At 64.0% G+C, this 24683-nt stretch carries 23 protein-coding genes; 12 read left to right on the plus strand and 11 right to left on the minus strand.

The features are described 5' to 3' along the window. Positions 1-73: 73 nt before the first annotated feature. A complete protein-coding gene (locus FB598_RS00730; protein WP_141911622.1) occupies positions 74-838 on the minus strand; it encodes a glutamine amidotransferase in 765 nt (254 codons plus the stop codon). Positions 839-977: 139 nt separating this feature from the next. Beyond that, on the minus strand, positions 978-1208 hold the full coding sequence (locus tag FB598_RS00735) for a hypothetical protein (protein WP_141911624.1): 231 nt from the start codon (positions 1206-1208) through the stop codon (positions 978-980). Positions 1209-1222: 14 nt separating this feature from the next. Here FB598_RS00735 and FB598_RS00740 point away from each other — a divergent pair, with 14 nt between their 5' ends. Further along, positions 1223-1915 (plus strand): Crp/Fnr family transcriptional regulator, encoded by a 693-nt coding sequence (locus FB598_RS00740; protein ID WP_141911626.1) that lies wholly within the window; start codon positions 1223-1225, stop codon positions 1913-1915. 58 nt (positions 1916-1973) lie between these two features. Here the strand turns inward: FB598_RS00740 and FB598_RS00745 are convergent, their stop codons facing one another. Next, positions 1974-3629, minus strand: coding sequence for an acyl-CoA synthetase (locus FB598_RS00745; RefSeq protein WP_141911628.1), 1656 nt, complete (start codon positions 3627-3629; stop codon positions 1974-1976). A gap of 276 nt (positions 3630-3905) precedes the next feature. Here FB598_RS00745 and FB598_RS00750 point away from each other — a divergent pair, with 276 nt between their 5' ends. The 5 genes from FB598_RS00750 (at position 3906) to FB598_RS00770 (ending at position 9009) form a co-directional block, all read left to right on the plus strand. Next, positions 3906-4628 carry a nitroreductase gene (locus FB598_RS00750; protein ID WP_141911631.1) on the plus strand — a complete coding sequence of 241 codons (723 nt, stop codon included), beginning with the start codon at positions 3906-3908 and terminating at the stop codon, positions 4626-4628. A 38-nt stretch (positions 4629-4666) separates the two neighbouring features. Continuing rightward, complete coding sequence (locus tag FB598_RS00755) at positions 4667-6016, plus strand: MFS transporter (RefSeq protein WP_141911633.1); 1350 nt, start codon at positions 4667-4669, stop codon at positions 6014-6016. A 21-nt stretch (positions 6017-6037) separates the two neighbouring features. Then, a complete protein-coding gene (locus FB598_RS00760) occupies positions 6038-6802 on the plus strand; it encodes an SDR family NAD(P)-dependent oxidoreductase (RefSeq protein WP_141911635.1) in 765 nt (254 codons plus the stop codon). Positions 6803-6866: 64 nt separating this feature from the next. After that, a complete protein-coding gene (locus FB598_RS00765; protein ID WP_141911637.1) occupies positions 6867-8060 on the plus strand; it encodes an acetyl-CoA C-acyltransferase in 1194 nt (397 codons plus the stop codon). A 205-nt stretch (positions 8061-8265) separates the two neighbouring features. Next, positions 8266-9009, plus strand: a complete 744-nt coding sequence (locus tag FB598_RS00770) for an SDR family NAD(P)-dependent oxidoreductase (RefSeq protein WP_141911640.1) — start codon at positions 8266-8268, stop codon at positions 9007-9009. 159 nt (positions 9010-9168) lie between these two features. Here FB598_RS00770 and FB598_RS00775 read toward each other — a convergent pair whose 3' ends face one another. Continuing rightward, complete coding sequence (locus FB598_RS00775; RefSeq protein ID WP_141911643.1) at positions 9169-10182, minus strand: TRAP transporter substrate-binding protein; 1014 nt, start codon at positions 10180-10182, stop codon at positions 9169-9171. 27 nt (positions 10183-10209) lie between these two features. Next, positions 10210-11058: an alpha/beta fold hydrolase gene (locus FB598_RS00780; RefSeq protein WP_221628544.1), complete on the minus strand. Its 849-nt coding sequence runs from the start codon at positions 11056-11058 to the stop codon at positions 10210-10212. A gap of 362 nt (positions 11059-11420) precedes the next feature. Between FB598_RS00780 and FB598_RS00785 the strand changes: the two genes are divergently transcribed. After that, positions 11421-12347, plus strand: coding sequence for a LysR family transcriptional regulator (locus FB598_RS00785; RefSeq protein ID WP_141911646.1), 927 nt, complete (start codon positions 11421-11423; stop codon positions 12345-12347). 102 nt (positions 12348-12449) lie between these two features. Here FB598_RS00785 and FB598_RS00790 read toward each other — a convergent pair whose 3' ends face one another. Both FB598_RS00790 and FB598_RS00795 read right to left on the minus strand, forming a co-directional pair. Then, the gene (locus FB598_RS00790; protein ID WP_141911648.1) at positions 12450-14150 is read right to left on the minus strand and encodes a DUF3300 domain-containing protein; all 1701 of its coding nucleotides are present in this window, start codon (positions 14148-14150) and stop codon (positions 12450-12452) included. 170 nt (positions 14151-14320) lie between these two features. Beyond that, on the minus strand, positions 14321-15244 hold the full coding sequence (locus FB598_RS00795; RefSeq protein WP_141911650.1) for a LysR family transcriptional regulator: 924 nt from the start codon (positions 15242-15244) through the stop codon (positions 14321-14323). 192 nt (positions 15245-15436) lie between these two features. On the opposite strand from FB598_RS00795, the gene FB598_RS00800 reads away from it, so the two are divergent. After that, the gene (locus tag FB598_RS00800; RefSeq protein WP_141911652.1) at positions 15437-16336 is read left to right on the plus strand and encodes an NAD-dependent protein deacetylase; all 900 of its coding nucleotides are present in this window, start codon (positions 15437-15439) and stop codon (positions 16334-16336) included. Here FB598_RS00800 and FB598_RS00805 read toward each other — a convergent pair. Together FB598_RS00805 and FB598_RS00810 are read right to left on the minus strand one after the other, a co-directional pair. Next, positions 16263-17864: an MFS transporter gene (locus FB598_RS00805; protein ID WP_141911654.1), complete on the minus strand. Its 1602-nt coding sequence runs from the start codon at positions 17862-17864 to the stop codon at positions 16263-16265. The genes FB598_RS00800 and FB598_RS00805 overlap by 74 nt on opposite strands. A 51-nt stretch (positions 17865-17915) precedes the next feature. Continuing rightward, the gene (locus FB598_RS00810) at positions 17916-18395 is read right to left on the minus strand and encodes a heme-binding protein (protein ID WP_141911657.1); all 480 of its coding nucleotides are present in this window, start codon (positions 18393-18395) and stop codon (positions 17916-17918) included. A 122-nt stretch (positions 18396-18517) separates the two neighbouring features. On the opposite strand from FB598_RS00810, the gene FB598_RS00815 reads away from it, so the two are divergent. The 3 genes from FB598_RS00815 (at position 18518) to FB598_RS00825 (ending at position 21668) form a co-directional block, all read left to right on the plus strand. Next, positions 18518-19429, plus strand: a complete 912-nt coding sequence (locus FB598_RS00815) for a LysR substrate-binding domain-containing protein (protein WP_141911659.1) — start codon at positions 18518-18520, stop codon at positions 19427-19429. Between the two features lie 91 nt (positions 19430-19520). After that, a complete protein-coding gene (locus tag FB598_RS00820) occupies positions 19521-20726 on the plus strand; it encodes an acyl-CoA dehydrogenase family protein (RefSeq protein ID WP_141911661.1) in 1206 nt (401 codons plus the stop codon). Between the two features lie 120 nt (positions 20727-20846). After that, positions 20847-21668 (plus strand): MetQ/NlpA family ABC transporter substrate-binding protein, encoded by an 822-nt coding sequence (locus tag FB598_RS00825; protein ID WP_141911663.1) that lies wholly within the window; start codon positions 20847-20849, stop codon positions 21666-21668. A gap of 60 nt (positions 21669-21728) precedes the next feature. On the opposite strand, the gene FB598_RS00830 is transcribed toward FB598_RS00825, so the two are convergent. Both FB598_RS00830 and FB598_RS00835 read right to left on the minus strand, forming a co-directional pair. Continuing rightward, positions 21729-23078 carry an LLM class flavin-dependent oxidoreductase gene (locus FB598_RS00830; protein ID WP_255463934.1) on the minus strand — a complete coding sequence of 450 codons (1350 nt, stop codon included), beginning with the start codon at positions 23076-23078 and terminating at the stop codon, positions 21729-21731. A gap of 19 nt (positions 23079-23097) precedes the next feature. Further along, positions 23098-23442, minus strand: coding sequence for a DUF3088 domain-containing protein (locus tag FB598_RS00835; RefSeq protein WP_141911668.1), 345 nt, complete (start codon positions 23440-23442; stop codon positions 23098-23100). Between the two features lie 165 nt (positions 23443-23607). On the opposite strand from FB598_RS00835, the gene FB598_RS00840 reads away from it, so the two are divergent. After that, the gene (locus FB598_RS00840; RefSeq protein WP_141911670.1) at positions 23608-24648 is read left to right on the plus strand and encodes a DUF4105 domain-containing protein; all 1041 of its coding nucleotides are present in this window, start codon (positions 23608-23610) and stop codon (positions 24646-24648) included. The last annotated feature ends 35 nt before the right edge of the window (positions 24649-24683 follow it).

Genomic DNA, 24683 nt, shown 5'->3' on the forward strand with positions numbered 1-24683 from the left:
AGTGGAGATTCTATCAGCAGTGCGCAAACTCCATCGCAAGCCCCATGCTGCCGCCCGGGATCGCGCGGCGGCGCTATGGCAGGCTGGCCAGGCGATCGATGCCGGCGGCCGCGGCCGTCATGCTGTGGCGCGGATCGCTGTCGAGCTGCCTGATCCATCGGAACAGGAATTCTTGCGCCGCCTTGCGCAGGGGCGGCCCATAGCGCTCGCTGTCGCTGCGGAAGCGCGCGATGTCGAAACCCGGCATGCGCGCAATCTCAGGGCCGCCGGCGATCAGCCAGCGTTCGATCTTGGCGGCATCCAGTTCCGGGTGGAATTGCAGGGCAAGGCAATTGCGGCCCCAGGCAAAGGCCTGGTCGGGGTTGTGGGCGGAAGCGGCCAGATGGCGCGCATTGGGCGGCAGGCCGAAACGGTCCGCATGCCATTGCATGACGCGGATGCCCGGCTCCAGCAAGGGCCGCAGGTAGCCGGCACAGGCATCGGCGCCCGCGGCCAGCGTGGTCCAGCCGATATCCCCGGCGCCGGGCTGGATGCCGGCGCCCAGGGCGATGGCGATCAGGTGGGCGCCCAGCGCGATGCCCAGCGTCGGCATGTCGTCGATGAGCCTGGCGCGCAGCCAGGCGATCTCTTCGCCCAGGTACGGGTAGCGCGGGATGTCCCGCGCCGATACCGGGCCGCCCAGGACGACCGCGATATCGGCATCCAGCGGCGACTCGGCGCACAGCGGCTGGACGCCGACGTCCAGGTAGCGGACGGCGAATCCCATTTTCCTGAATTGCGGCTCGAAGACTCCCAGGTCTTCGAAGGGCGTATGGCGTAGCGCCAGGACGGTTTTCATGACGGTTCCACCTTGCGCAATAAAGAGAAGGGCGGCGCGGCGCGCCATACCTTATTCGAGGGAAGTTTTCCAACGACTGCGCGCAGCAGTATCCCATCGGCGAAGCGGGCTGGATAATGAAAAATACCTCGGTTTATTATCAAAAAAATGTTTTTGAAAAGCAGGATGGGTGAAATTGGAAAAAATATTTTGAAGTAGCGTTGCTTGAAGGTTGGAGCTTGGTCGGCGCGGGCATCATATGGTTGCCATGGCCTTGCAGGTATTCCTGCTGCCGGGCCAGCACAACGCCGGCGCCCGCTGTCGCGATGGGGCAAAAATGCCCATTCATTGCGGTGTGTCTTGATGCATACTGGCGCATGTCCTTTGCCATGAATCGTACGCCGAATGCCGCTGTCTCCTGAACTTGTCGCCTTCCTGGAAAAGTCGCGCTGGCCGTCCACCTTGACCGCCGGCCAGATGGATCGCCTGCGTCAGGATATTTACGAACGGGCCTATCCTAGCGGAGCCATCATCTTCCCCCGCGGGAGCCTGGCAGACCACTGGTTTGGACTCATCGAGGGAATGATCAAGGTGGATACGGTTTCGCCCGATGGCAGATCCACCACCTTCGCCGGCGTCCCGGGCGGCGCCTGGTTTGGCGAAGGCGCGGTGCTCAAGAATGAACCGCGCCCTTACTCGATAGTGGCCATCCGGGACAGCAAGCTGGCCTTTGTGCCGCGAACGACATTCGAATGGCTGCTGGCGGAGAGCACTTCTTTCAGCCGCTTCGTGATCGACCAGCTGAACTGGCGCTGCGGCTATTACGTGGCCCTGATCGAGAACCGGCGGTTGCGTGAGGCGCCCGCACGCGTTGCATTTTGCCTTTCGGAACTGTTCAATCCCCAGCTGTATCCATCGACCGAGCCGACGCTGCGGTTATCCCAAGAGGAGATCGGGCGCCTTTCCGGCCTGTCTCGCCAAAACACCAACCGGGCTTTGCGTGAACTGGCGGACGCAAAGATGCTGGCCGTGGAATACGGCTCCGTCGTCATCCTCGACCTTCCCCGGCTGCGGGAGTTTGCGCGCCAGGACGAGTGATGCGGGAGCGCATCGCCTCCATGAAAAATGAAACGGCGCCTGTGGGCGCCGTTCGTCATCAGGCCTTGGCCAATTCGGTGATTGCCGCCTTGCTGCCGGCTTGTTCCCGTAGCTTGAACTTCTGGATCTTGCCGGTTCCGGTCTTGGGCAGCGGACAGAACACTACGCGTTTCGGACATTTGAAGCGGGCCAGGCGCGCTCGGCAGAATTCGATGATTTCTTCTTCTGCCGGCTTTTGGACGCCCTCCTTGAGTTCGATAAAGGCGCACGGCGTTTCGCCCCATTTGGCGTCTGGCTGGGATACGACCGCGGCGATCAGGACTGCCGGGTGGCGGTGCAGAATGTCCTCCACTTCGACCGAGGAGATATTTTCTCCGCCCGAGATGATCACATCTTTCGCGCGATCGGTGATCTGGACATAGCCGTCCGGATGAACCACGGCGACATCGCCAGTGTGGAACCAGCCTCCCGCAAAGGCGTTCCTCGTCGCTTCCTCGTTCTTCAGGTAGCCCTTCATGACGATGTTGCCCTTGAGGAGCAGTTCGCCTTGCGTACGGCCATCGAACGGTACCGGTTCGAGCGTCTCCGGATTGGCCACTATCAAGGCCTCCAGCGCTGCCGACCGATTGCCTTGCCGCGCCATCAGGCGGGATTGCTCATCCTTGTCCAGCGCCGACCATTCGGGATGGATGTAGCAGCTCACAGGGGTGCCGGAAGCCTCGGTGATCCCATATACGTGCTCCACTTCAAAGCCCAGCGCCAGCACCGCCTTCAGTACCGCCGCCGGCGGCGGCGAACCCGCCGTCCGAATGCGGACGGTGCGCGGCAGCGGCCGTTTTTCCGATTCGGGCGCGCTGGCGATGGAGGCCAGCACGATAGGCGCCGCGCAGAAATGATCGACGCCATGGTCGGCAATGGCGTCGAAGATATTCTTCGCGGTCACCTTGCGCATGCACACATGGGTTCCGGCCGCGGCGGTGACCGCCCAGGTAAAGCACCAGCCGTTGGCGTGGAACATGGGAAGCGTCCACAGGTAGGTCGGATTGCGCGGCATGCCCCAGTCGGTCAGCTGCAACATGCTCATCACATAGGCGCCGCGGTGGCTGGGAACGACGCCCTTCGGATCGGATGTCGTCCCGGAGGTGTAATTCAGGGCGATGGCATCCCATTCGTCCGCCGGCCACACCCCGGGGAAATCCGGATCTCCTTCCGCCAATAAGGCCTCGTAGTCCAGTTCCCCGATCGCATTGCCGGGAGGCGCCTCCAGGTCGTTAATGTCGACGATCAGCGGCTTGCCGGGAAGGGATGCTACAGCCTGCGAAACCAGATCCGAGAACTCGCGATCGACCAGGAGAATTTTGCATTCGCCATGCTCAAGGATGAATCGGACGCCGTCCGGATCCAGCCTGCAGTTAATGCTGTTCAAAACCGCTCCGCTAAGCGGTATGCCGAAGTGGGCCTCCAGCATGGCCGGCGTATTGGGCGCCAGGATCGAGACGGTATCGCCGGCCTGTATGCCGCGCTTGACCAGTGCGCTGGCCAGGCGGCGGCAGCGCAGGCGCGTTTCGCGCCAGGTTTGCTCAAAGCTGCCGTGCACTACGGCAATCCGGTCGGGATACTGTTCGGCGCTGCGGTCGAGGAAATGTAATGGCGTCAATGGCAAATGATTGGCCGGCGTACGGGAAAGCCCCTTCCCATAGATGGAGTTTTGCATCTGGTGTCTCCTGAATTATTTAGATTTATTGGATGCGGCGATTTCTGCACTTTTTCCAAACGCAGAAGCGCCTCTGTCTCAGGGGCTACTGTAGGTGCGGACGACGGCGCAAGACTGTCCTGAACGAGACATTGCGCCTCATTTGCCGCTTCTCTGCCTTGACTGTCTTGAACAGGACAATGTCTTGAACAGGACAGCGCGCATCCATCATCGCCTCTAATCTCCGTCACTGCGCCGAACGGTCATCGGCGAATTAAAAACACACAGGAGATGAAGATGGACCGAGAAGGACCTCCCCCGATGAACGAGGAATCGTTGCGCGCGGCCGTCGAATGGGCGATCGCAACGCGGCGCAGCATTCGCGCATTTCTGCCTGCCGCGGTGCCAAGAGAGACGATTGAAGAAATATTGGACGTGGCCCGGTTTGCCGCGACCGGCGTGAATCTCCAGCCCTGGCACGTGTACGTGGTGACAGGCGCCGCCAAGGAAAGGTTGTGCGCCGCCATCCGCGAAGTGGACGACAACCCCGTGTTGGCCGCCCAGCATAAGGACGAATGGGAGTACTACCCGACGGATTGGATATCTCCTTATATCGACAGAAGGCGTGAAGTCGGATGGAACCTGTATGGCCTGCTCGATATCCGGAAGGGCGACAAGGAGCGCATGCACCTTCAGCACGGCCGGAACTATTCGTTCTTCGATGCCCCGGTCGGCCTGTTTTTCACCGTCAATCGCGTCATGCAACAGGGAAGCCTGCTGGACGTCGGCATGTTCATGCAGAACGTCATGGTGGCGGCCCGCGCCCATGGACTGGATACCTGTCCCCAGGCCGCGTTCATGAAGTACCACAAGATCATTGGCGCGGAACTGGATATCCCGTCGACGGAGATGTTCATTGTGGGCATGAGCCTCGGTTACGCAGACAAAGAAAAAATTGAAAACACGTTGGTCACGAAACGGGAAGGAGTCGCTTCATTCACGAAGTTCTATAGCAAGTAGCACCTCAAGTAGCGCCTACAAAAAATAAGGAGGATGACATGCAGCAAATCGATGTAATCAAGGTGGCCAATGGCGCCAAATTCAACAGGTTTCACAAGCTCATCCTGTTCTGGGGCGTGTTGATTCTTGTCCTCGACGGCTATGATCTCGCTGTCGTTGGCGCGGCCCTGCCGTCAATCATGAAGGAGATGGGCGTCGACGCCTCCAAGGCCGGCTTCATGGCCAGTTCCGCGCTTTTCGGCATGATGTTCGGCGCGATGTTCTTCGGCACGCTCGCGGACAAGATCGGGCGGCCATTGATGCTGGCCGTCGGGGTCGCGACCTTCAGCGTCTTCACGGCGGCGGCAGGGCTCGCGCATGACCCCATTACCTTCAGCGTGCTTCGCTTCCTCGCGGGTTTGGGGATCGGCGGGGTTCTGCCGGTGGTCACCGCGCAGATGGGCGAATTCTCGCCGGTGAAAGTCCGTGCGCGTCTCGTGACCATCGTTTTCGCCGGGTATTCGGTCGGCGGCGTGCTGGTCGCCCTCACCGGAAAACAGCTGATCGAGGCGTACGGTTGGCAGTCGGTGTTCCTGGTGGCAGGTCTGCCTGTCCTGCTGATTCCCTTCATTCTGAAGACCATGCCTGAATCGATGGCCACGCTGCATCGCAAGGGGCGCCAAGACAAGCTGGCGGAAATCGTTCGCAAGATCGATCCCGGCCTCGGATTGTCCGGCAACGAGGAATTTGTGCTGCCCGTCGCTGAGCGGGTGGCAAATGCGCCGGTGAAGATGCTGTTTGCCAACGGCCGCGGCTTCAGCACCCTGATGATCTGGCTCGCTTATTTCACCGGCCTCTTCATGGTCTACTCGCTGAGTTCCTGGTTGACCAAGCTCATGGCCATGGCCGGCTATAGCCTGGGCTCCGCGCTTAACTTCGTCCTGGTCTTCAATTTCGGGGCAATGGTGGGCGCGGTGGGCGGCGGCTGGCTTGGCGACAAGTTCAACATCAAACATGTCCTGGTGGCGTTCTACGTGGTGGGCGCCGTGTCGCTCACGCTGATGGGCTATGCCAAGGAAACCTGGCTGTTGTTCGCGGTTGTCTTCGTCGTCGGCGCATCCACGCTTGGCACCCAACTGCTGGCGTACGCCTATGCCGGCGAGTTCTATCCGGTGGCCATCCGCTCCACCGGCGTCGGCTTCGCATCCGGGGTCGGGCGGCTCGGGGCCATCATTGCACCTGTGCTGATCGGTTTCCTCGTCTCCCTGCAGCTTCCCCTGGAGCAGAACTTCTTCGGCATTGCCGTGGCCGGCCTGGTCGGCGCCGTCGCAGTCATGCTCATTAACCACGATCTTGCCGGCGACCGCTCTGTGGCGAAGCCATCGCCGAACGCGCAAACCGTTTCATAAGAAAGCACCAAAGGAGCAACAATGGGAATCAAGGCAGGCGTGTATGTCGTGACCGGGGGCGCATCCGGATTGGGGGCGGCTACGGCGAGGGCGCTGGTTGCCGCTGGCGGCCAGGTGGTTTTGGCCGATGTCAATCCGGTCGCCGGCCAAAAGGCGGAATCAGCGCTGGGCGGTCATGCCAGGTTCGTTCAAACCGACGTGCGGGACGAAACTAGCGCAGCGCAAGCGTTTGCGGTCGCACGTTCGATGGGGGAAGTGGCGGGCCTCATCAACTGCGCCGGCATCGCGCCGGCCGAAAAGCTGTTGGGCAAGTCAGGGCCGCACCGCCTGGACAGCTTTGTACGCGCCCTGGACATCAATCTGGTCGGCACGTTCAATATGGCGCGCTTTGCGGCCCAGGCAATGCGTGAAAACGACCCTGGTGAATCCGGTGAGCGCGGGGTCATTGTCAATACCGCGTCGGTGGCCGCCTTCGATGGCCAGATGGGGCAAGCCGCCTATGCGGCGTCAAAAGGCGGTGTCGTTGCCATGACCTTGCCGCTGGCGCGCGACCTGGCCAAATACGGTATCCGCGTGGTGGCGATCGCGCCGGGCATCTTTGAGACGCCGATGATGCTGGAGATGCCGGACGAAGTCCTCGAATCGCTCGGGAAGACCGTTCCTTTCCCGCCGCGCCTGGGCAAGCCGGCCGAATTTTCTTCGCTGGTGATGCACGTCCTGGAAAACCGCTATCTGAACGGCGAAGTCATCCGCGTGGATGGCGCGCTGCGAATGGCCGCCAGGTAATGTCCCGATGGCCCGTCTTTGTTTCACTTTTCCCCCACCCTCTGCCCATTGCCAGGAGCAAGCAATGTCACACGATCCGATCGTCATCGTTTCCGCCGCCCGGACTCCCATGGGGAGCTTCCAGGGGGCTTTCGCCGACCTGTCCGGCCCGCAGCTCGGCGGCCATGCCATCGAAGCGGCCCTGGCCCGATCGCGCATCGATCCGGGGCTGGTCGAACAGGCCCTGATGGGGTGCGTCCTGCAAGCAGGCCTGGGACAGGCGCCGGCGCGCCAGGCCGTGTTGCGGGCGGGGCTGCCTGCCAGCGTCGCCTGCGCCACCATCCATAAGGTCTGCGGTTCGGCCATGCTGTCCGTCATGCTCGGCCACGACAGCATTTTGGCCGGCACCTCATCCATCGTCGTGGCGGGCGGTATGGAGTCGATGAGCAACGCGCCCTACCTGTTGCCGAAAGCGCGCCGCGGCTATCGGCTGGGGCACGACAGGCTGCTCGATCACATGTTCCTGGATGGACTGGAGGATGCCTACTCGGATGAGAACCGGGGCCGCCTGATGGGATGCTTTGCCGAGGAGTGTGCGGAAAGTTACCGCTTCTCGCGGGAGGACCAGGACGCCTATAGCATCCGTTCCACCGTCCGTGCAAAGAACGCCAGCCTGGATGGGAGTTTCGACTGGGAAATCGCGCCCATCAAGGTCGACGGAAAGAAAGGCGCCGTCGTCGTGGAAAAGGACGAGGGGCCTTTCGCCGTGAACCTGGAGCGTGTGCCGTCCCTCAAGCCTGCCTTCAAGCCTGGCGGCACCGTCACTGCGGCCAATTCGTCGTCGATTTCCGACGGGGCCGCGGCGCTGGTGCTGGCGCGCGCGTCTGTGGCGGAAAGGCTCGGGCTGGAACCTGTCGCCCGGATCATCGGCCATGCCGCTTACGCCGGCACTCCGGCAAAATTCCCGTCGGCGCCGGTGGGCGCCATGAGAAAACTGTTCCAGAAGACCGGCCTTGGCGTCGACGAGATCGATCTGTTCGAGATCAACGAGGCGTTTGCGGTGGTGCCGATGGCGGCCGCGTTCGATCTTGGCCTTGATCTTGAACGGGTGAATGTCCACGGCGGGGCTTGCGCCCTGGGACATCCGATCGGCGCATCCGGCGCCCGCATCCTGGTCACCCTGCTCGGCGCGCTGAGAAAGTCCGGCGGCAAGAAGGGGATCGCCAGCCTGTGCATCGGCGGCGGCGAAGCCACGGCCATGGCGCTGGAGATGCTGTGAGCGCCAGCGCGATATCGGCCTGCACCGACGCTGAGGCGCAAGGGAAAGCCGGCCTCATCGTCCCGGCTTGGCCCGCACGGCGCAACGCGCCGGACGAGGATCGGCTTAACCAGCGGGCTGCTTGCGCCGGAGTTGCGACTTACGGCTGGACTATTGGCGCGTGCAAATGATAGTTTGTCGGGATTGCCCCTGATCTTTCGCACCCATGATCTCAGAACTCCCCGTTGCACTTGTGACAGGCTCAGCTTCCGGCATCGGTCTGGCGATAGCGCGCAGACTTTCCCGGGAGGGATATGCCGTCGTCGTTCATTCACGCTCCTCGGTCGATGCCGGCCGGCAGATCGCCGGAGAGCTTCGCGATGCCGTCTATTTCCAGGCGGATCTTTCGATTGAGGCGGATCGCCGCCATCTGGTCGAGCAGGCGCTTGAACGCTATGGCCGACTGGATGTCCTGGTCAATAATGCCGGGATTAGCCGGATAATTGCGCACAGCGATCTTCTGGCGGCTACCTCCGATGTGTGGCGCGAGCTGAACGAAGTCAATCTGGTCGCTCCCTATCACCTGGTTGCGCTGGCCGAGCAAGCCTTGCGCGCGTCGGCAAGGACGGGGCATGCGGGATGCGTCGTCAATATCAGTTCTCACGCCGGGGTGCGCCCCAAGGGCGCTTCCATCCCTTATGCGGCGACTAAGGCAGCCCTGAATCATGTCACCAGGCTGCTGGCGCTTTCGCTGGCGCCCGATATCCGTGTCAATGCAATTGCGCCCGGGTTGGTGGACACGCCGCTAACGGCCGGGTGGCAGCATGCACAAGAGCTCTGGCGCACCAGGTCGCCGATGAAAAGGGCGGCAACCCCGGATGACATTGCCGATCTGGTTGCGGCACTGGTCAATAACCAGTATCTCACCGGGGAGATACTGGTAGCGGACGGGGGACTGAACCTTACTTAGCCGGAATGCAAATACCCCGCGGCCCGCGAAACCAAATTGCCGGTCTTGCGCCGGCCTCATAGAAAAAGCGCAATCGCAGCGATGTGCCGGGCCAACGCCGGCGCCTGGGCCGGTCCCGCAGGGCTGGCCGCAAAGCGCGCCGGCGGTCAGGTCGGTTAGTCAGGCAAGCTTGCCTGTGGTCGCTTCGAGCAAGGACCATGCTTCATCGCCCATGCGGCGTTTCCACTCGGTATAGAAGCCGGACTGGCGCAATTTTTCCTGGAACGGTGCGCGGTCGACCTGGGTGAACTGGACTCCTTTCTGCGCCAGCTGCGTGACCAGCGCCCCATTGAGTTTCTCGACATCGGCCCTCTCCTTGACCGCCGCATCGTTGATTTCCCTGACAACGATCTCCCGCGCCGATGCCGGCAGCGATTCCAATGACTTCCTGTTGGCAACCGTCCAGAACCCATCCCACATGTGATTGGTGTAAGAGACGTGCTTGGAGATCTCATACATCTTGGAGAAGTAGATGGTCGCCAGCGCGTTCTCAATGCCGTCCGCCATCCGGGTTTGCAGCGCGGAGTAGGTCTCCGCCCACGGAATGGACACCGGCGCCGCGCCCAGAGACTTGAAAAGCGATGTCCAGAGCGGGCTGGGAGGCACCCGGATCTTGAACGCCTTCAGGTCGTCCGGAGTGCGGATGGGCTTTCCGGTAGACAGTGCCTGCCGGAAGCCGTTGTCCCACATCTTGTCGAACGCGATCAGGTTCGACTTCAGGAAGGCGGCCCGGATGTGATTGCCCAAGGGGCCGTCCATTGCCTGCCACACCTTGGAGTAGTCGGAAAATGCGAAACCGATGCCGTTGATCGCCGCCACCGGCACCAGCGAACCCAGGATGAGCCCGGACTGGACGAAGATATCGATCGCGCCCGCCCGTACCTGGGACAACATGTCCGCGTCCGTGCCCAACTGGCTGAACGGGAAGACGGCGATGTCGACCTGGCCGTTGGTCTGCTCCTTGATCCTGGCGCTGGCCTCGGTCAGGCGCACATTGAGCGGATGGTCGGCCGGCATGATGTTGGCGCATTTCATCTTGAACTGCGCCTGTTCCCAGGCCAGGGACGGCAATGCGATGCAGGCGCCGGCCGCGCTGGCGGCGGTGATCATCAGTTTGCGTCGGTTGGTATTCATGGTTGTCTCCTCGATTTTCTTTTTTGCTTACTTCTCGCCGAAGAACTTCAGGAGTTCCCTGGCGATAAATTCGGGCTGCTCTTCCGTTACCCAATGTCCGGAGTCGGGAACCAGCCCGCCCCGGACATCCTCGGCGACTCTCTGGAGGGATTCCATGGTCTCCATTGCCCGGCCGAATCCCTTGGCGCCTCCCAGCGCGAGCACCGGCATTTTCAGTTTTCCATCCCTTTGCAGCATTAGCCGGTTGTCGGCGGCGTCCTGCGGCAGCGCGCGGTAGAAGGAATACATCGCCCGCATGGCCCCGGGCTTGGCGTAGGTGCGCATGTATTCCTTGCGATCCTCATCGCCGATGCAGTTCGGCCGGTGGCCGTAGTTATCGAAGAACCAATCGATGATCAGGCGCTCCCTGTCCTGGAACAGGGCCTCCGGCAGGTCCGGGGTGCGGAAGAGGGCGTGGTGCCAGCGCCGCCCACCTTGCGAAAAATCGGCGCCGTCTCCCGGGATGGCGACGTCGAGAATGGCGAGCTTCTTGACGGCGTCGCGATGCTGGGCGGCCAGTGAGAAGGCCGTCGGCCCGCCCCAGTCATGCCCGACCAGATGGAAACTGTCGATGCCAAGCGACTCAAGCAGGCGCCATACGTCGTTCGATACCGTTTTCTTGTCGTAACCCGAAGCAGGCCTGGACGAATCGCCCAGGCCCCGCAGATCGGGGGCAATGACCCGGTAATCTTTGGCCAGATGGGGGATGACGTACCGCCACTCGTAGGAGGTCTGGGGGATGCCATGCAGCAAGACCACGGGGAAGCCGCTTCCTGCAGTGAGGTAGTGGAGACTGACGTCATCCAGGTCGGCAAAGTGATGTGTAACTGTTGTCACGGGGGCTCCGTAAAAGAGGGATAAGGAATACGGCCATCGGCCGGCCGCCCTGTCCGTCGGGGCGGCAGCCGCCCGCGCCATCGTGCTGGATGCGCGTTGGCGTTGAATCGGGCTGCAGCGATGGAGGACGAGTGGCGCCTCGTCCGCGGGAAATGGTTTACGGCGAATGGCAGATGGCCGCATGGCCGTGGCTGGTGCTCAATGTCGTCTCCTGATGAAAATCATGGATGCAGCTTTCGGTGCGAATCCGCTTGCTGCTTTTTCCTGAAAAGTGATAATCATCTTAGTTTGCAAATTTGGCATTTGCTACAGACGAAAATGAAACTGGGTTATGCAAATATGAATAGCCGAGGGAGGCTGCAATGAGCAACTTCGATTGGGACAATTTCAGGATATTCCTTGCCGCAGCACGTACCCAGTCGGGAGTGGAGGCGGCCCATCTGCTGAAGATGAGCCAGTCGACGATCTCGCGCCGCATCAGGCAGCTCGAAAAGGACGTCGGTTCAAAACTCTTCGACCGCAGCGCCCAGGGGCTGCGTTTGACGACGGCCGGCCATCATCTCTTCGAGCATGCGGAAAAGCTTGAAAGCACCTTCTCGGTCATGGAGTCCCAGGCGGCCGGGGGCGACCGGATGGAACTCAGCGGCGAGATCCGGATTGGCGCCACGGAAGCTTTCGGGACTTTCTTTCTGATGCCCCATCTTTCGAATTTCTGCCAGCGTCATCCGGGCATCGCCATGGATGTGCTGCCGCTTCCCAGGTCACTGAATATTTCGAAAAGGGAGGTCGATACGTCAGTGGCGCTCGACCGGCCAAGAGCCAACAGTTTTGTGACCAGGAAGCTGGGGGAATACAGATTGCTTCCCTATGCGACTCCCGAGTACCTGGCGCGTCATCCCCGGATCAGGCGCACGGAGGATTTTCAGGATCACCTGTGGATCGACTTCGTCGACGACCTGCTTTTTTCGCCGCAGCAATTCCATCTGCATAAATGGGGGGCATCGCTCAAGCGATGCCTGCGGAGTACGAGCGTCGTGGCGCAGGCGCAGGCCGTGAAAGCCGGTCTTGGGCTTGCCATCCTCCCATGCTTCCTGGCCAACGTGACCGACAATCTCGTCCCCGTGTTGCCGCATAAGGTGGACATCACGCGTTCGCTGTGGCTGGTCGCTCCGCCGGAGCGGCGTGAGCTGGCGCGCATCCGGGCGTTGTGGGACTACACCCGGGAAGTCGCCGAGGCAAACGCAGGCTATCTCGATGGCAAGACGGCACAGATGACCTGGCTGAAATGACCGGGAGATAGGGAGCGAGGGACAATGCCGCCGGCGTTCTGTCGTCATCGCTGACGTCATGCGCGACGACAAGCCCGGCGAAACCGATCGCCCGGCTTGTCTTCATTCCCTTTTCTCTTCCCTGCGCTCTTCTTTTTGGGCCGGATGCGGATGTTCCTGCGGATGCTGCTGGGCATGCTCTTGCGGGTGGGGCTGCGGCATATGTGGTTGTGGATGTGGCTGCGGATGTGGCTGGTCATGCGGCTGAACATGCGGCTGGGTTTGCGGCCTTGGTGGCTCTGCCAGTTGGGCATGCATTTGCGGGGCTTGCGCGTGAGGCGGCTGCGCCTGTGGCCGTGGCGGTGCGGAGGGGTTCTGGTGTGCCGGCATATTCTCTCTGGCCGCATGTTCCTGGCGTGCTGCGTCCGGCGGCGGAGCGGACAGAAGCGTGTCGGGCCGATGCGGCCGTTCGGCGTTCTGCTGGCGGTTCTCCATGGCGCCCTGATGTTGCGCCGGGACGGCATTCGGTTTCTGCGCAGCGGCGTGCGGCGTCATTTCAGGCTCGTGTCCATTGGCGTGAGGCTGCATGGGCGCGTTGCCGGCTCCGTGCTGCGCTTGCGGGACGTTGGCCGGACGCGCGCCGGGGCGCGCATCGCCGGCGCTGAAATGCGGCACCGTCATGGGACCGGCCGGCGCGGCTTGCATGTGCGCATTGGCGTTCGGCGTGGCCGCGTTGAAGCTCGGGCGATTGGTATTGTTGCTGATGCTGGTGTTGTTGATGGTGCCGTTGTTGTTATTGGTCGTACCGTAGTTGTTGACCGTGCGCGAGTTGTTGTTGTGGTTGTCGATATGGTTGATGACGGTGGTCGACTTCGAGACATACGTCGTGTTGTTGTAGACCACCGCGGGACGATGCCAGCCGCCGCCGGGGCCTCCGCCATAATTGGGGCCGCCGCCTGAGCCGGGGCCGCCCCAGTTCATGCCCCATGAATGCCAGCCCCAGTCGTGATTGCTGATGACCGCGCCGACCAGAATGCCGACGCCGAATGACAGCACGCCGGTGGCCACCACGTCGCCCGTGCTGTAGACCGGCGGGTGATAGACATAGCCGGGATAGGCCGGAACCGCGCCGCCGTAGACCACGGCCGGGTTATAGCTGGGCACATATACGACATCTGGCTGTGCCGGTTCGATCACGATCGTTTGCGGCGGCGGCGGTATCACTGCCGGTCCGGCATAGACCGGCGGCTCGCCGGGCGCGCTGGCATAGTCAGGCGGCGCCGCGCGCGCGACCGAGGTGATTTTCAGGTGCTGCGAGGTCTTCAGGTTGCCGGACTGCTGCGCGCGCAAACGCATCGCCTGGATGGCGTTCATCACATCGCCGGGGTCGTTCACATAGGCTTCGCCGAGCGCGGTGGTCCATTGGATGTTGCCGGCCATCTGGTTCAGCACCGAGGGAAATGCGGTCAGCGATTTGACGCTGACATCCCACGGCTGCCGGTTTGCCGCATCCTGCAAGGCGGCGCCTTTGAGCGAGGGATTTTGGGCCAGCCACTGGTTGGCGGAGGCGATCTGGTCGGGGTACGTCGCGCCGGCCAGCACCTGCGCGACCAGCTTGTCGGGGAACAGCGCGATCGGCGCCACCATCTGCGACAACTGGTCGGCGGTCGGTGGCGTGTAGGGGAGTGTGGCCGGAGCCGCTGCGGCTGCGTTGGAGGGCGGGGCGGCCGGGGTGTCGGCTCTGTTGCAACCTGCAAGCGCGAGCAGGCTGATGATGAGCGAGGAGGACACCAGGGTGGTGAACCGGTTTTTATCAGCTGTCATGTCGTGTCCTTGTCGGCGGTAATAAGGGCGGATCCGGCGGTGCGGATCTTGCCCGGTTTTTCCCCAACGGCGGTCACGGATGCCGAGTTGACGCTGCGCCTGTTACAGGCGTTACAGGCTGTAACGGGCAGCTGACAATAGCCTGAATAGCCCGAATAGGCTCAATAGGGTTACCGGTGCCGTGCCTTGGTCGCGGCGCCGGCAACGGTGAAAAGGGGGCGCGCGGCAATGCGGTGGTTGAGTCCGGGCAGCTCCTTGCCGCTGGCGATGGTTTTCAGGCCTTGGCGCACATGGTTCATGGTGCCGTTGTCGCGCTGCGTGGCATACACGACATAGGCCGAGTGCGAAAATTCCGGCGTGCCGGGAACCCGGTGCAGGCGGCCTTCATCGATGAACGGCTGGGCGGTTCCGGCGCGGAAATAGCCGGCGCCGCCGACGCTGAGCAGGTAAGTCAGCGCCAGCGGCCCCAGGGAAATCGTCAGCGAGGGATTGCTCAGTTCGGGGTGGGCGGCCTGGTGGTTGATGGCAAAGTGCGGCCCCCAGTCGACATAGACATAGCGCTCGGGATCGACGACGCCGTTCTTTTCGGTGCTGACCATGATCAGCTTTTCTTCCAGCAGCAATTCGGACACCAGGCCTTCGCGCGGCGGCGGGCCGTACATCACCGCCAGATCCAGCGAGCCGTCTTGCACGCGATCGAGCAGCCGGGCAGGCATATCGACCTCGGAGCGGATGGCGATGTCGGGAGCGCAGTGCTTCATCCAGATCAGCCAGTCGGCGAGGAAGGGATGCCACAGGCTGAGCTCCCCGCCCAGGCTGATGCCGTCCTTGCGTCCCGGCGGCAGCGCGATCTGCTGGCGCGCACGTTCCCAGACCTGCACCAGCGTCGTCGCATGGCGCATGAAGCGTTCGCCGGCCGCGGTCAGCCTGGCGCCGGCCTTGTTGCGGATGAAAAGCTGCCGGCCAAGTTGTTCCTCCAGCGTGCGGATACGCGCGCTGACGGCCGTTTGCGTCAGGTGCATCCGTTCAGCGGCCAGAATGAAGCTGCCGCTGGCGGCGACTTCCAGGAAGGTGCGGGCGAGATTGATATCCATGGGGAAATGGGGAATGTCGTCGGCCCGGTTACGATGTCTTGTGCGGCCGATATGTACGGGGAGGCATTTCGCATGAATATATCACCATGTGATGGTATTGGCTGCCGCCGGCAGGGCCGGGGAGCGTCCGGCCGGCAAGACGCGCGAAAATGGCTTACGCTGCACCCTGTTCCCATCACCAGCCCGGTTTCCATGAACGATTCACTGCCAGCGGCAACGCCCGCCGACATCGACAGCGACACCGACATCGCCAGCGAGGCAGAACTGGAGGCGCTGGCGCGCCTGCTGCTGGCCAGCAGCAACGTGCTGGTGCTGACCGGCGCCGGCATCAGCACCGCTTCCGGCATTCCCGATTATCGCGACGAAGACGGCGTGCGCCGCGGTCGCCTGCCGATCCAGGGCGCCGAATTTCGCGCTTTCGAAGTGGCGCGCAAGCGCTATTGGGCGCGCAGCATGCTGGGTTGGCCGCGCCTGGCGCAAGCCCGGCCCAACGCCGCGCACCGCGCCATCGCGCAACTGGAGGCGGCGGGGCGAGTGGCTGCCGTGCTGACGCAAAACGTCGACGGCTTGCACCAGCAGGCCGGCAGTCGCCGGGTGATGGAACTGCATGGCAGCATCCACGCGGTGCGCTGCCTGTCTTGCGGCGCCCTGTATGAGCGAGCCCGGATACAGGACGAACTGGAGCGGCTCAACCCCGCGCTGGCCGACGCCGAAGCCGCCGTCTTGCCGGACGGCGACGCCCAATTGGAACCGGACGCCGATGCCGATTTCCATGTGCCGTCGTGCGATCTGTGCGGCGGCATGTTGCAGCCGGATGTGGTGTTCTTCGGTGACGGCGTTCCCGCCGCGCGCGCCGCCGAAGCGGAGCAGGCGGCGCATGCTTGCGATGCCATGCTGGTGGTGGGATCGTCGCTGATGGTGCTGTCGGGATTTCGTTTTGTCCGCATGGCGGCGCAAGCGGGCAAGCCGGTGGCGGCCATCAATCGCGGCCTCACGCGCGCCGACCCGCTGCTGACGTTCAAGATCGCGGCGTCTGCCGAATCGGTGCTGCCGCGGTTGATGTCGCTGGTGCTGGAAGGGCGGCGCGCCTGACCGACCAGGCCACGATGCCGGCCGCGCATAGCGCCAGCAGCGCCGCCGCCGTGAACACATGCGAGAAACCCAGCCCGTAGGCCTGCCGCGCGATGGCGACGGCGGCCTCGCGCTGCTGCGGATAGAGCTGCGCCGCGCCGCCGAAGTCGCCCGCCATGGCGCGTGAGATAAATTCACTGGCATGTGTGCCGTTTGCGCCGTTGTTGCCGTTTGTGCCGTTTGTGCCGTTTGTGCCGAGCGCCGCCAGCGCGCGTGCCATGGCCTGCCGCGTGCCTTCCGCCAGGACTGCTCCCAACCCCGTGAATCCGGCCAGTACGCCAGTAAAGCGCGACGTGGTGCTGATGCCCGAGGCCATGCCGGCACGTTCGCGCGGCACGTTGCCCATGATGGCCTTTTGCGTTTCGCCATTGAGCAGTCCGCCGCCGCTGCCCAGCACTGCCATGCCGATCATGGTGAGCGCGCCGCTGCCCGCATGCGCGGCCAGCGCCATGAAAAGGTTGCCCAAGGCCACGGTGCAGAGCCCCAGCATCAGGATGCGCGCCGCAGGCCAGGTGCGCGCCAGGCGCCGTCCGACTTGCGGCAACAGCAGCATGGCCAGCGCGAACGGCAGCATGGCCAAGCCCGCCGCGCCGGCCTGCATGTCGCGCGCATTCTGCAGGAACAGCGGCAGCAACGAGGCCATCACCTGCGCCGATGCCGCATAGGCGAACATCGCCGCCACCGCGCCGATGAATCCGGCCGAACGGAACAGCGACAAGTCCAGCATGGGATGTGCTCCCTTGCGCTGGAGGGCGATGAACGATGCGAATAAAAAAACGCCGCCCGCAGCGCGGACGGCGAAAGCAACGCTGCCCCAGCCGTACTCGGGCCCGGTGATCAGGGCCCAGGTCAGCATGAAGATAGCGCTGGAGAAAGACAGGATGCCCGGCAGGTCCAGCGGGCGCACGGACGGATTGCGCGACTCCGGGATATGGCGCAGCACCGCCACGCCCAGCAACAGGCAGATCGGGATATTGATGGCGAAGGCCCAGCGCCAGCCCAAGAGCGCATTGATGGCGCCGCCGGCCAGCGGCGAGAGCACCATGGCCAGTCCCATGATGCCGCCCCACACGGCCCAGGCATGGGTGCGTTCCGCTTCATCGTGGAAGGCATGGCCGATGATGGCCAGCGCCGGCGCCAGCAGCAACGCCGCGCTGATGCCTTGCGCCGCGCGCGCCACATACAGCGCCTGCGCCGAAGGCGCCAGCGCGCAGGCCAGCGAGGCCAGGGCGAACGCCGCGATGCCGCACAGGAAGATGCGCTTGCGGCCATAACGGTCGGCCACCGAGCCGGCCGGCAGCAGCAGGGCGGCGAAGCACAGCACGTAGGCGCTCACCACCCATTCGATGTCGGCGAAGGAGGCGCCCAGTTCGCGTGCGATGGTCGGCAGGATGATGCCCACCACGTTGGTGTCCAGCACCGTCATGGCGCAGCCCAGCGAGCCGCTGAGCAATATCCGTCCGGCGGCGCTTGAAAACAGGGTGCGCATGGTGTCTCCTCCTGGCTCCTTGTCGATGGCCATTGGCGCCCGTTGGGGCTCTTACTTCAGTGCAGCTGCGCCGGCCCTGGCAATTTCCTCATCGTGCTGCGGCGTGTCGGCCGATACGCCGATGGCGCCGACGATCTGGCCGTCCGCCACCAGCGGCAAGCCGCCGCGCATCAGCACGAAGCCGCGCGCGGTCGCCACGGCCGGCCGGTTGCCGTTGATCGCATCTTCCAGCGCGCCGCTGGGACGGCGAAACAGCGCCGCCGTGCGCGCCTTGCCCGGTGCGATCTCGACGCCGGCCGGCACCGCCGCGTTGTCCATGCGCACCAGCGCCAGCGGCAGCCCGGCGGCATCGACCACCGAAATCACGCACGGCCAGTTCTCGGCCTGTGCCTTGGCTTGCGCGGCTGATATCACTTGCTGCGCCGCGGCCAGCGTCAGCACCGGCTGCACCGGCAGGCTGGCGGCGCCGGCCAGTTGTGCGGCGACCAGCGCGGCGGCGCCGATGGCGAGGGAAAGCGTGTTCTTGAACATGTGTTGCTCCTTGATAAAGGATGGAAGTGAGCTATCCATTCAATCAGTGCCTATAATTCAGTTCAATACATGAGTTTTTTAAATTAATTAGTTAATACCTAATTCAATGAAAGAGGTGTGCCATGGAGCTGCGCCATCTGCGTTACTTCCTGACCGTAGCGGAGCAGCTGCATTTCGCCCGTGCGGCGGAAATGCTCGGCATTGCCCCGCCCACCCTGAGCGTGCAGATCCAGGAAATGGAACGCAAGCTGCAGGTGCAGCTGTTCGTGCGCACCAAGCGTTCGGTGGCGCTCACTTCCGCCGGCGAGGCCTTTGCCGAGGAAGCGCGCGGCGTGCTGGCGCAATTCGAGCAAGCCTTGCATGTCGGTCGCCGCGCCGGGCGCGGCGAGCTGGGCCGGGTGGAGATCGGCTATGTCGGTTCGGCGGTGTTCGGCGGCATCCTGCAGCAACAGATCAGCGCCTTTCGCCGCCAGTGGCCCGATGCCGAGGTGCAGGCGCGGGAGTGGCCGATGCACCGTTTGTCCGAGGTGCTGGAAGAAGGGCGCGTCGACGTCGCTTTCGTGCGCATGCCGCTGGCGCTGGCGCCGTCGTTGCAAACGCATGTGCTGCTGCGCGACCGCTTTTGCCTGGCGCTGCCGGCCGACCACGCGCTGGCCCAGCCGGCAGCGGCGGGGCAGGCGGTCAAGGCCAGGTCGCTGGCGGACGAAGCCTTTATCCTGCCCGAGCAGGAACTGGGCACGCATGAAGTCTGCCGCCGCGGCGGCTTTACACCGCGCAGCGAGAGTCGGCCCGGCAGCCTGCTGGCGGTGCTGGCCGAAGTCTCGGTGGGCGCCGGCGTGGCGGTGGTGCCGGGCGTGCTGACCCAGGTGGTGGACTTGCCCAATGTGGTTTACCGGCCTTTGGCGGGCGCGGCCATCGGTTCCGAAGTGGCCGCGGTGTTTCGTCGCTTCGAACGTTCGCCGGCGGTAAAGAACATGATCGCGGCCATTCGCAAGAGCGTGCCGCTGGTGGTGCCGGCGGTGGCCGCAGGCTGACTCGCGGCCGCATATCGATATCCGTTTTTCTTCCTTCAGCAGGATGGGGCGGCTGCCAGATAATCCTCGGGATCTATCATCCGAGGACATCATGAGCACATCCGCCAACGCATCCGCTCACGCGCTGCATCAACGCTTTTCCGACCTGTTTGCGCTGATCGCGCAAGACAGCATCACCCGCGAGACCGAGCGCCGCCTGCCTTTCGAGGAAGTGCGCCAGTTGAAGGAAGCGGGATTTTCCGCACTGCGCGTACCGGTCGCGCACGGCGGGGCCGGCGTGAGCCTGGAGGATTACTTTTACCTGCTGATCCGCCTGGGCGAGGCCGAATCCAACCTGCCGCAGATCCTGCGCGTGAACGCCGGCTTCACCGAGCTGCTGCTGGAACGCAAGGACGACGCCGACACGCGCCGCTGGCTGGATGTGATCGGCAGCGGCAAGACCTTCGGCGCGGCCACGTCCGAGCGCAATGCCGCCACCGGCAATTCCGTGCTGCTGGAAAAGGACGGCAACGGCCACCGGCGCCTCAACGGCGAGAAGTACTATTCCACCGGCACCCTGTATGCCGACTGGGTGCTGGTGCGCGCGCACGACCATGAATCCGATTTCAATGTGCTGGTGCCCGCCGACGCGCCGGGCGTCGAACGCGTCGACGACTGGGATGGCTTCGGGCAGCGCCTGACCGGCAGCGGCACCACGCGTTTCCACAACGTGCTGATCGACGACGCCCAGGTGCTGGATCGCTACCATGCATCGCAGCCGCGCCGCAACACCATCATCACCTCCTTCTACCAGACGTTCCACCTGGCCGCGCTGTCGGGCATCGCGCGCGCCGCGCTGCGCGATGCGGTGGCATTCACCCAGCCGCGCACCCGCACCTTCGGCGTGCCGGGCAACTCCAGCCCGCGCGAGAATCCGCTGGTGCATCGTGTGGTCGGCCGCCTGGCCAGCCTGGCGTGGTCGGCCGAGCAACTGACGCTGGCCGTGGCGCGCGAACAGGATGCGCTGCATGCCGCGCGCCGCGCCGGCACGGTCGCCACCGAGGATTACAACGCGCTCGACATCAAGACCTTCGAAGCGCAGCAGATCGTCATCGGCCAGGTGCTGGAAGCCACCACCTTGCTGTTCGAAGTGGGCGGCGCCTCGGCCACCAGCGAAACCCGTCGGCTGGACCGCCACTGGCGCAACGCGCGCACGCTGGCTTCGCACAATCCGGCGATCCAGCGCGAGGCGGCCATCGGCAACTACCACCTCAACGGCCGGCCGCATGACGAGCGTTTCGGCAACGGCTACGCCTGATCCCTCCAGGCAGCAAATATCCTCATGCGTATTCGTTCGTTCAACTGAGGCGGCACGGTCAATACACTTTCGGCAGCGTTTTTTGATTTTTCCACCACTCTGCCGGAAGCGATATCGACCATGCTGAAACGAATTTTCTCCTTGCTGCTGTTGCCCGCCATTGCCATCAGCCTTGCCCATGCCGCGCCACAGGAACGCGAACTGAAGATCGGCTTCGTGCCCGGCCCTTACATCGACGAATTCAAGCTGGGCGTGCAGCCGGAGCTGGAGAAAAAGGGTTACAAGATCCGCTTCTACGAATTCACCACCGGCCTGGAAGCCAACAGCGCCGTCTTCAAGGGCGACATCGACGCCAACGTGATGCAGCACACGGTCTTTCTCGATTCCTACAACGAGCGCAACAAGACCGACCTGGTCGGCATCGTCCAGGTGCCCACGCCGCCGATGGGCCTGTATTCCAGGAAGCACAAGGATCTCAACAACCTCAGGAAGGGCTTTACGGTGGCCGTGCCCAACGACCCTGTCAACCTGCAGCGGGCCTTGTGGATCTTGCAGCGGCTGGGCTGGATCCGCATCCGCGAGAACAAGCCGGTCGATGTGACCGAACTCGATGTGGTGGAAAACAAGGTGGGGTTGAAATTGGTGCCGCTGGAGAATGCCCAGGGGCCGCGGGCGCTGGACGATGCCGATTTCGCCGCGGTCCAGGGCAACTTCGCCATCTTCGCCAAGCTGAAGCTGTCGGATGCGTTCGCGCTGGAAGACATGAAGCCGCCGTATATCAACGTGGTGGCGGTGAAGAAGACGCGCCAGTCCGATGCCTATGCGCGGGACCTGGCGGAGGCGTACCGCTCGGAGAATTTCCAGAAGGCGATCCGGGGCGATCGGTTTTACGATGGATTTACCTTGCCGGATTACTTCGCCGCTACCGGCAAGCGCAACTGATCACCCTGTCGGATCCGGCGCGCGGTGCATGACGCCGCAGCGCCATAGCGCCATAGCGTCTCAGGCAACCCGCGCGCGCTGGCCGGCGTCGGCGCCGGCCCCGGGGAGCGCCAGCCCGAAATGCTCCCGCAAGGTGCGCCCCGCATATTCCCTGCGGAACAATCCGCGCTGTTGCAGGATCGGCACCACGCCATCGGTGAAATCCTGCAGGCCGCCTGGCAAGGCGTCCGGCATCAGGTTGAAGCCGTCGGCCGCGCCGGCCTTGAACCACGCTTCGATCTCATCGGCAATCTGTTCCGGCGTGCCCACCAGCACGCGATGTCCGCCGCCGCCGCAGAGGGCGCGGATCAGGTCGCGCACGGTGTGCTGCCGGCCCTGCGCCAGCGACAGCGTGGCGTGGAAGAAGGTGTGGTTGCCATTGCCGCCCGCCGGCAAGGCCAGGTCGGCGGGCAGCGGCTGGTCGAGCTGCAGGCGTTCGGCCGGGATGCCAAGGGTGCCCGCCAGGCGCTTGAGGCTGTAGCGCCAGGGGATCATGTCGACCAGCTCGTCGCGCCGGCGCAGGGCCTCGGCTTCGGTGGCGCCGATGATGGTGGCCAGGCCGGGCAGGATCTTGACCGCGTGCGGGCCGCGCCCCAGCGCGGCGGCGCGTTCGTTGATGGCGCGGCTGTAGGCCAGCGACTCTTCCAGGGTATGCGCGGCCGAGAACACGGCTTCGGCGTGGCGTGCGGCCAGCTCGCGGCCGTCGCCGGAACCGCCGGCTTGCACCAGCACCGGCTGGCCCTGCGGCGCGCGCGGAAGGTTGAGCGGGCCTTGCACGCTGAAATGCGGGCCACGGTGGGCGATCGGCTTGACCCTGGCCTCATCGATGAAGCGGCCGCTTTGCTTGTCGCCGATGACGGCGCCGTCGTCCCAGCTGTTCCACAGCGCCTTGACCACTTCGGTGAATTCGTCGGCGCGCGCGTAGCGGCCGGCATGGTCGGGCGTGGCGTCGAGGCCGAAGTTGCGCGCCGAACCGGCATCGGCGGTGGTGACGATATTCCAGCCGGCGCGGCCGCCGCTGACATGGTCCAGCGTGGCGAAGCGGCGCGCGATGTTATAGGGCTCGTTGTAGCTGGTGGAGGCGGTGCCGATGACGCCGATGCGGGTGGTGGCGGCGGCCACGGTGGCCAGCAATACCGTGGGCTCCAGCGCGGTGATCGGGCGGAAGTCGATCTGTTCGATGATGGCGGCATTGTCGGCCAGGAACACCGCATCGAACTTGGCGGCTTCGGCGATCTGCGCCACCTTCACGTAGTGGGCGGCGTCGATGAAGGCCAGCGGGTCGGCATCGGGCAGGCGCCATGCCGAAGGGATGAACCCGGAATGCAGGATGTTGACGTTCAGGTGCAACTGGCGAGGGGGCGCGCTCATCGGGGAACCTGGTGCCGCCTCAATGCACGCGCGGGAAGCCGTGGCGCTGCGCCAGCAGCTCGAGGATGCGGCGCGTATCGGTGACGAAGCGCTTGCCGTCGAGGCGTTGCGCATCGTCCGGCGGCGGCAGCCGGTCGCCCAGGATCAGCACCGGCAGGCTTTGGTGTTGCGCATCCAGCGCCGCCACCACTTCGGCGCGCGGCCGCGCGAACGGCAGGCGCTTGATGTCCAGCTGCGCCGCGCGTTCCGGGTCGCCGGCCAGCAAGCCTTCGATGGGAGCGCCGTCGGGGCAGATGAAACGTTCGCCCGGATGAGCGGGATCGGTGAAACCGTATTCAAGCAATAGCAACAGGTCGCGGCTCATGGCATTTCCTCGGGATGGCAATCGGAAGATTCTGTGCTGCGGCCCCGGCGCCGGCCACGAATAAATCTGCATAAACATATACGTATGCGGCAGCTACAATGCCGTTTGGCGCAGGGGGAACTGACCTCCCGCTTTTTTCCATTTCTTTGTGAATGCGATTTCCTGATGGCGTTCCTGACTTCCTTCCTGTGGCTGCGCTGGCCCTTGTTGCTGCTGGCGGTTTGCGTGCTGGCCGGCCTGGCCGCATGGGGCGCGTGCGCGTTGTGGTTCCAGCTGCCGGCGCCGCCGTGGGCGCGCGGCGCGGCGATTGCCGCGTGGTCGTTGCTGGCGCTGGCGGCATTGGCCGCCCTGGCCGGTGTGGCCGGCGCCGGTTGGCGCTGGTGCCTGGCGGCGTTCCTGCTGTGCACGGTGGCGCTGTTGGCATGGTGGCATGGCATCCGGCCGTCGCATGAGCGGATCTGGGCCGACGATGTCGCGCGCATGCTGGAGCCGCAGGTGCAGGGCGATCAGGTGACGCTGGCCAATGTGCGCAACTTCCGCTGGCGTAGCGAAACCGATTACGACATGCATTGGGAGACCCGCCGTTACGACCTGGCGCACCTGGTTTCGGCCGATCTGCTCCTGTCTTACTGGATGGGGCCGGCGATCGCGCACACGCTGGTGTCGTTCGGTTTCGACGACGGCCGGCGCCTGGTGTTCTCGCTGGAGATCCGCAAGGAGCGGGGCGAGAGCTTTTCCGCCATCGGCGGCTTCTTCCGCCGGTTTGAAACAGTGATCGTGGCGGCCGACGAGAGCGACATCATCCGCACCCGCACCAATGCGCGCGGCGAAGACGTCTACCTGTACCGGCTGCGGCTGGCGCCGGAGCAGTTGCGCAAGGTCTTCCTCGGTTACCTGGAGCGGGCTGCCCAGTTGCGGCAAGAGCCCCGTTTCTACAATACGCTCACCAGCAATTGCACCACCATCGTGTTCGAACTGGCGCGCCGGTTGTCGCCCTCGCTGCCGCTGGATTACCGTCTGCTGCTGTCGGGATATTTCGCGCAATATGCCTACGACCACGGCGGCCTGGCGCCGGGCCGCTCCTTCGATGAACTGAAGGCCGCAGGCCGCATCACGCAGCGTGCGCTGGCGGCAGCGCCGGATGCGGATTATTCGAAGGCCATCCGGCAGGGCGTGCCGGGCGTGGCGGAGTCAGAATTGCGTTGATGCGCTGATGCGTGGGGGCCGTCGCTGTCCACGGA

Origin of the sequence: Herbaspirillum sp. SJZ106 (assembly GCF_006715495.1) — a bacterium.
Classification (GTDB): domain Bacteria; phylum Pseudomonadota; class Gammaproteobacteria; order Burkholderiales; family Burkholderiaceae_D; genus Herbaspirillum.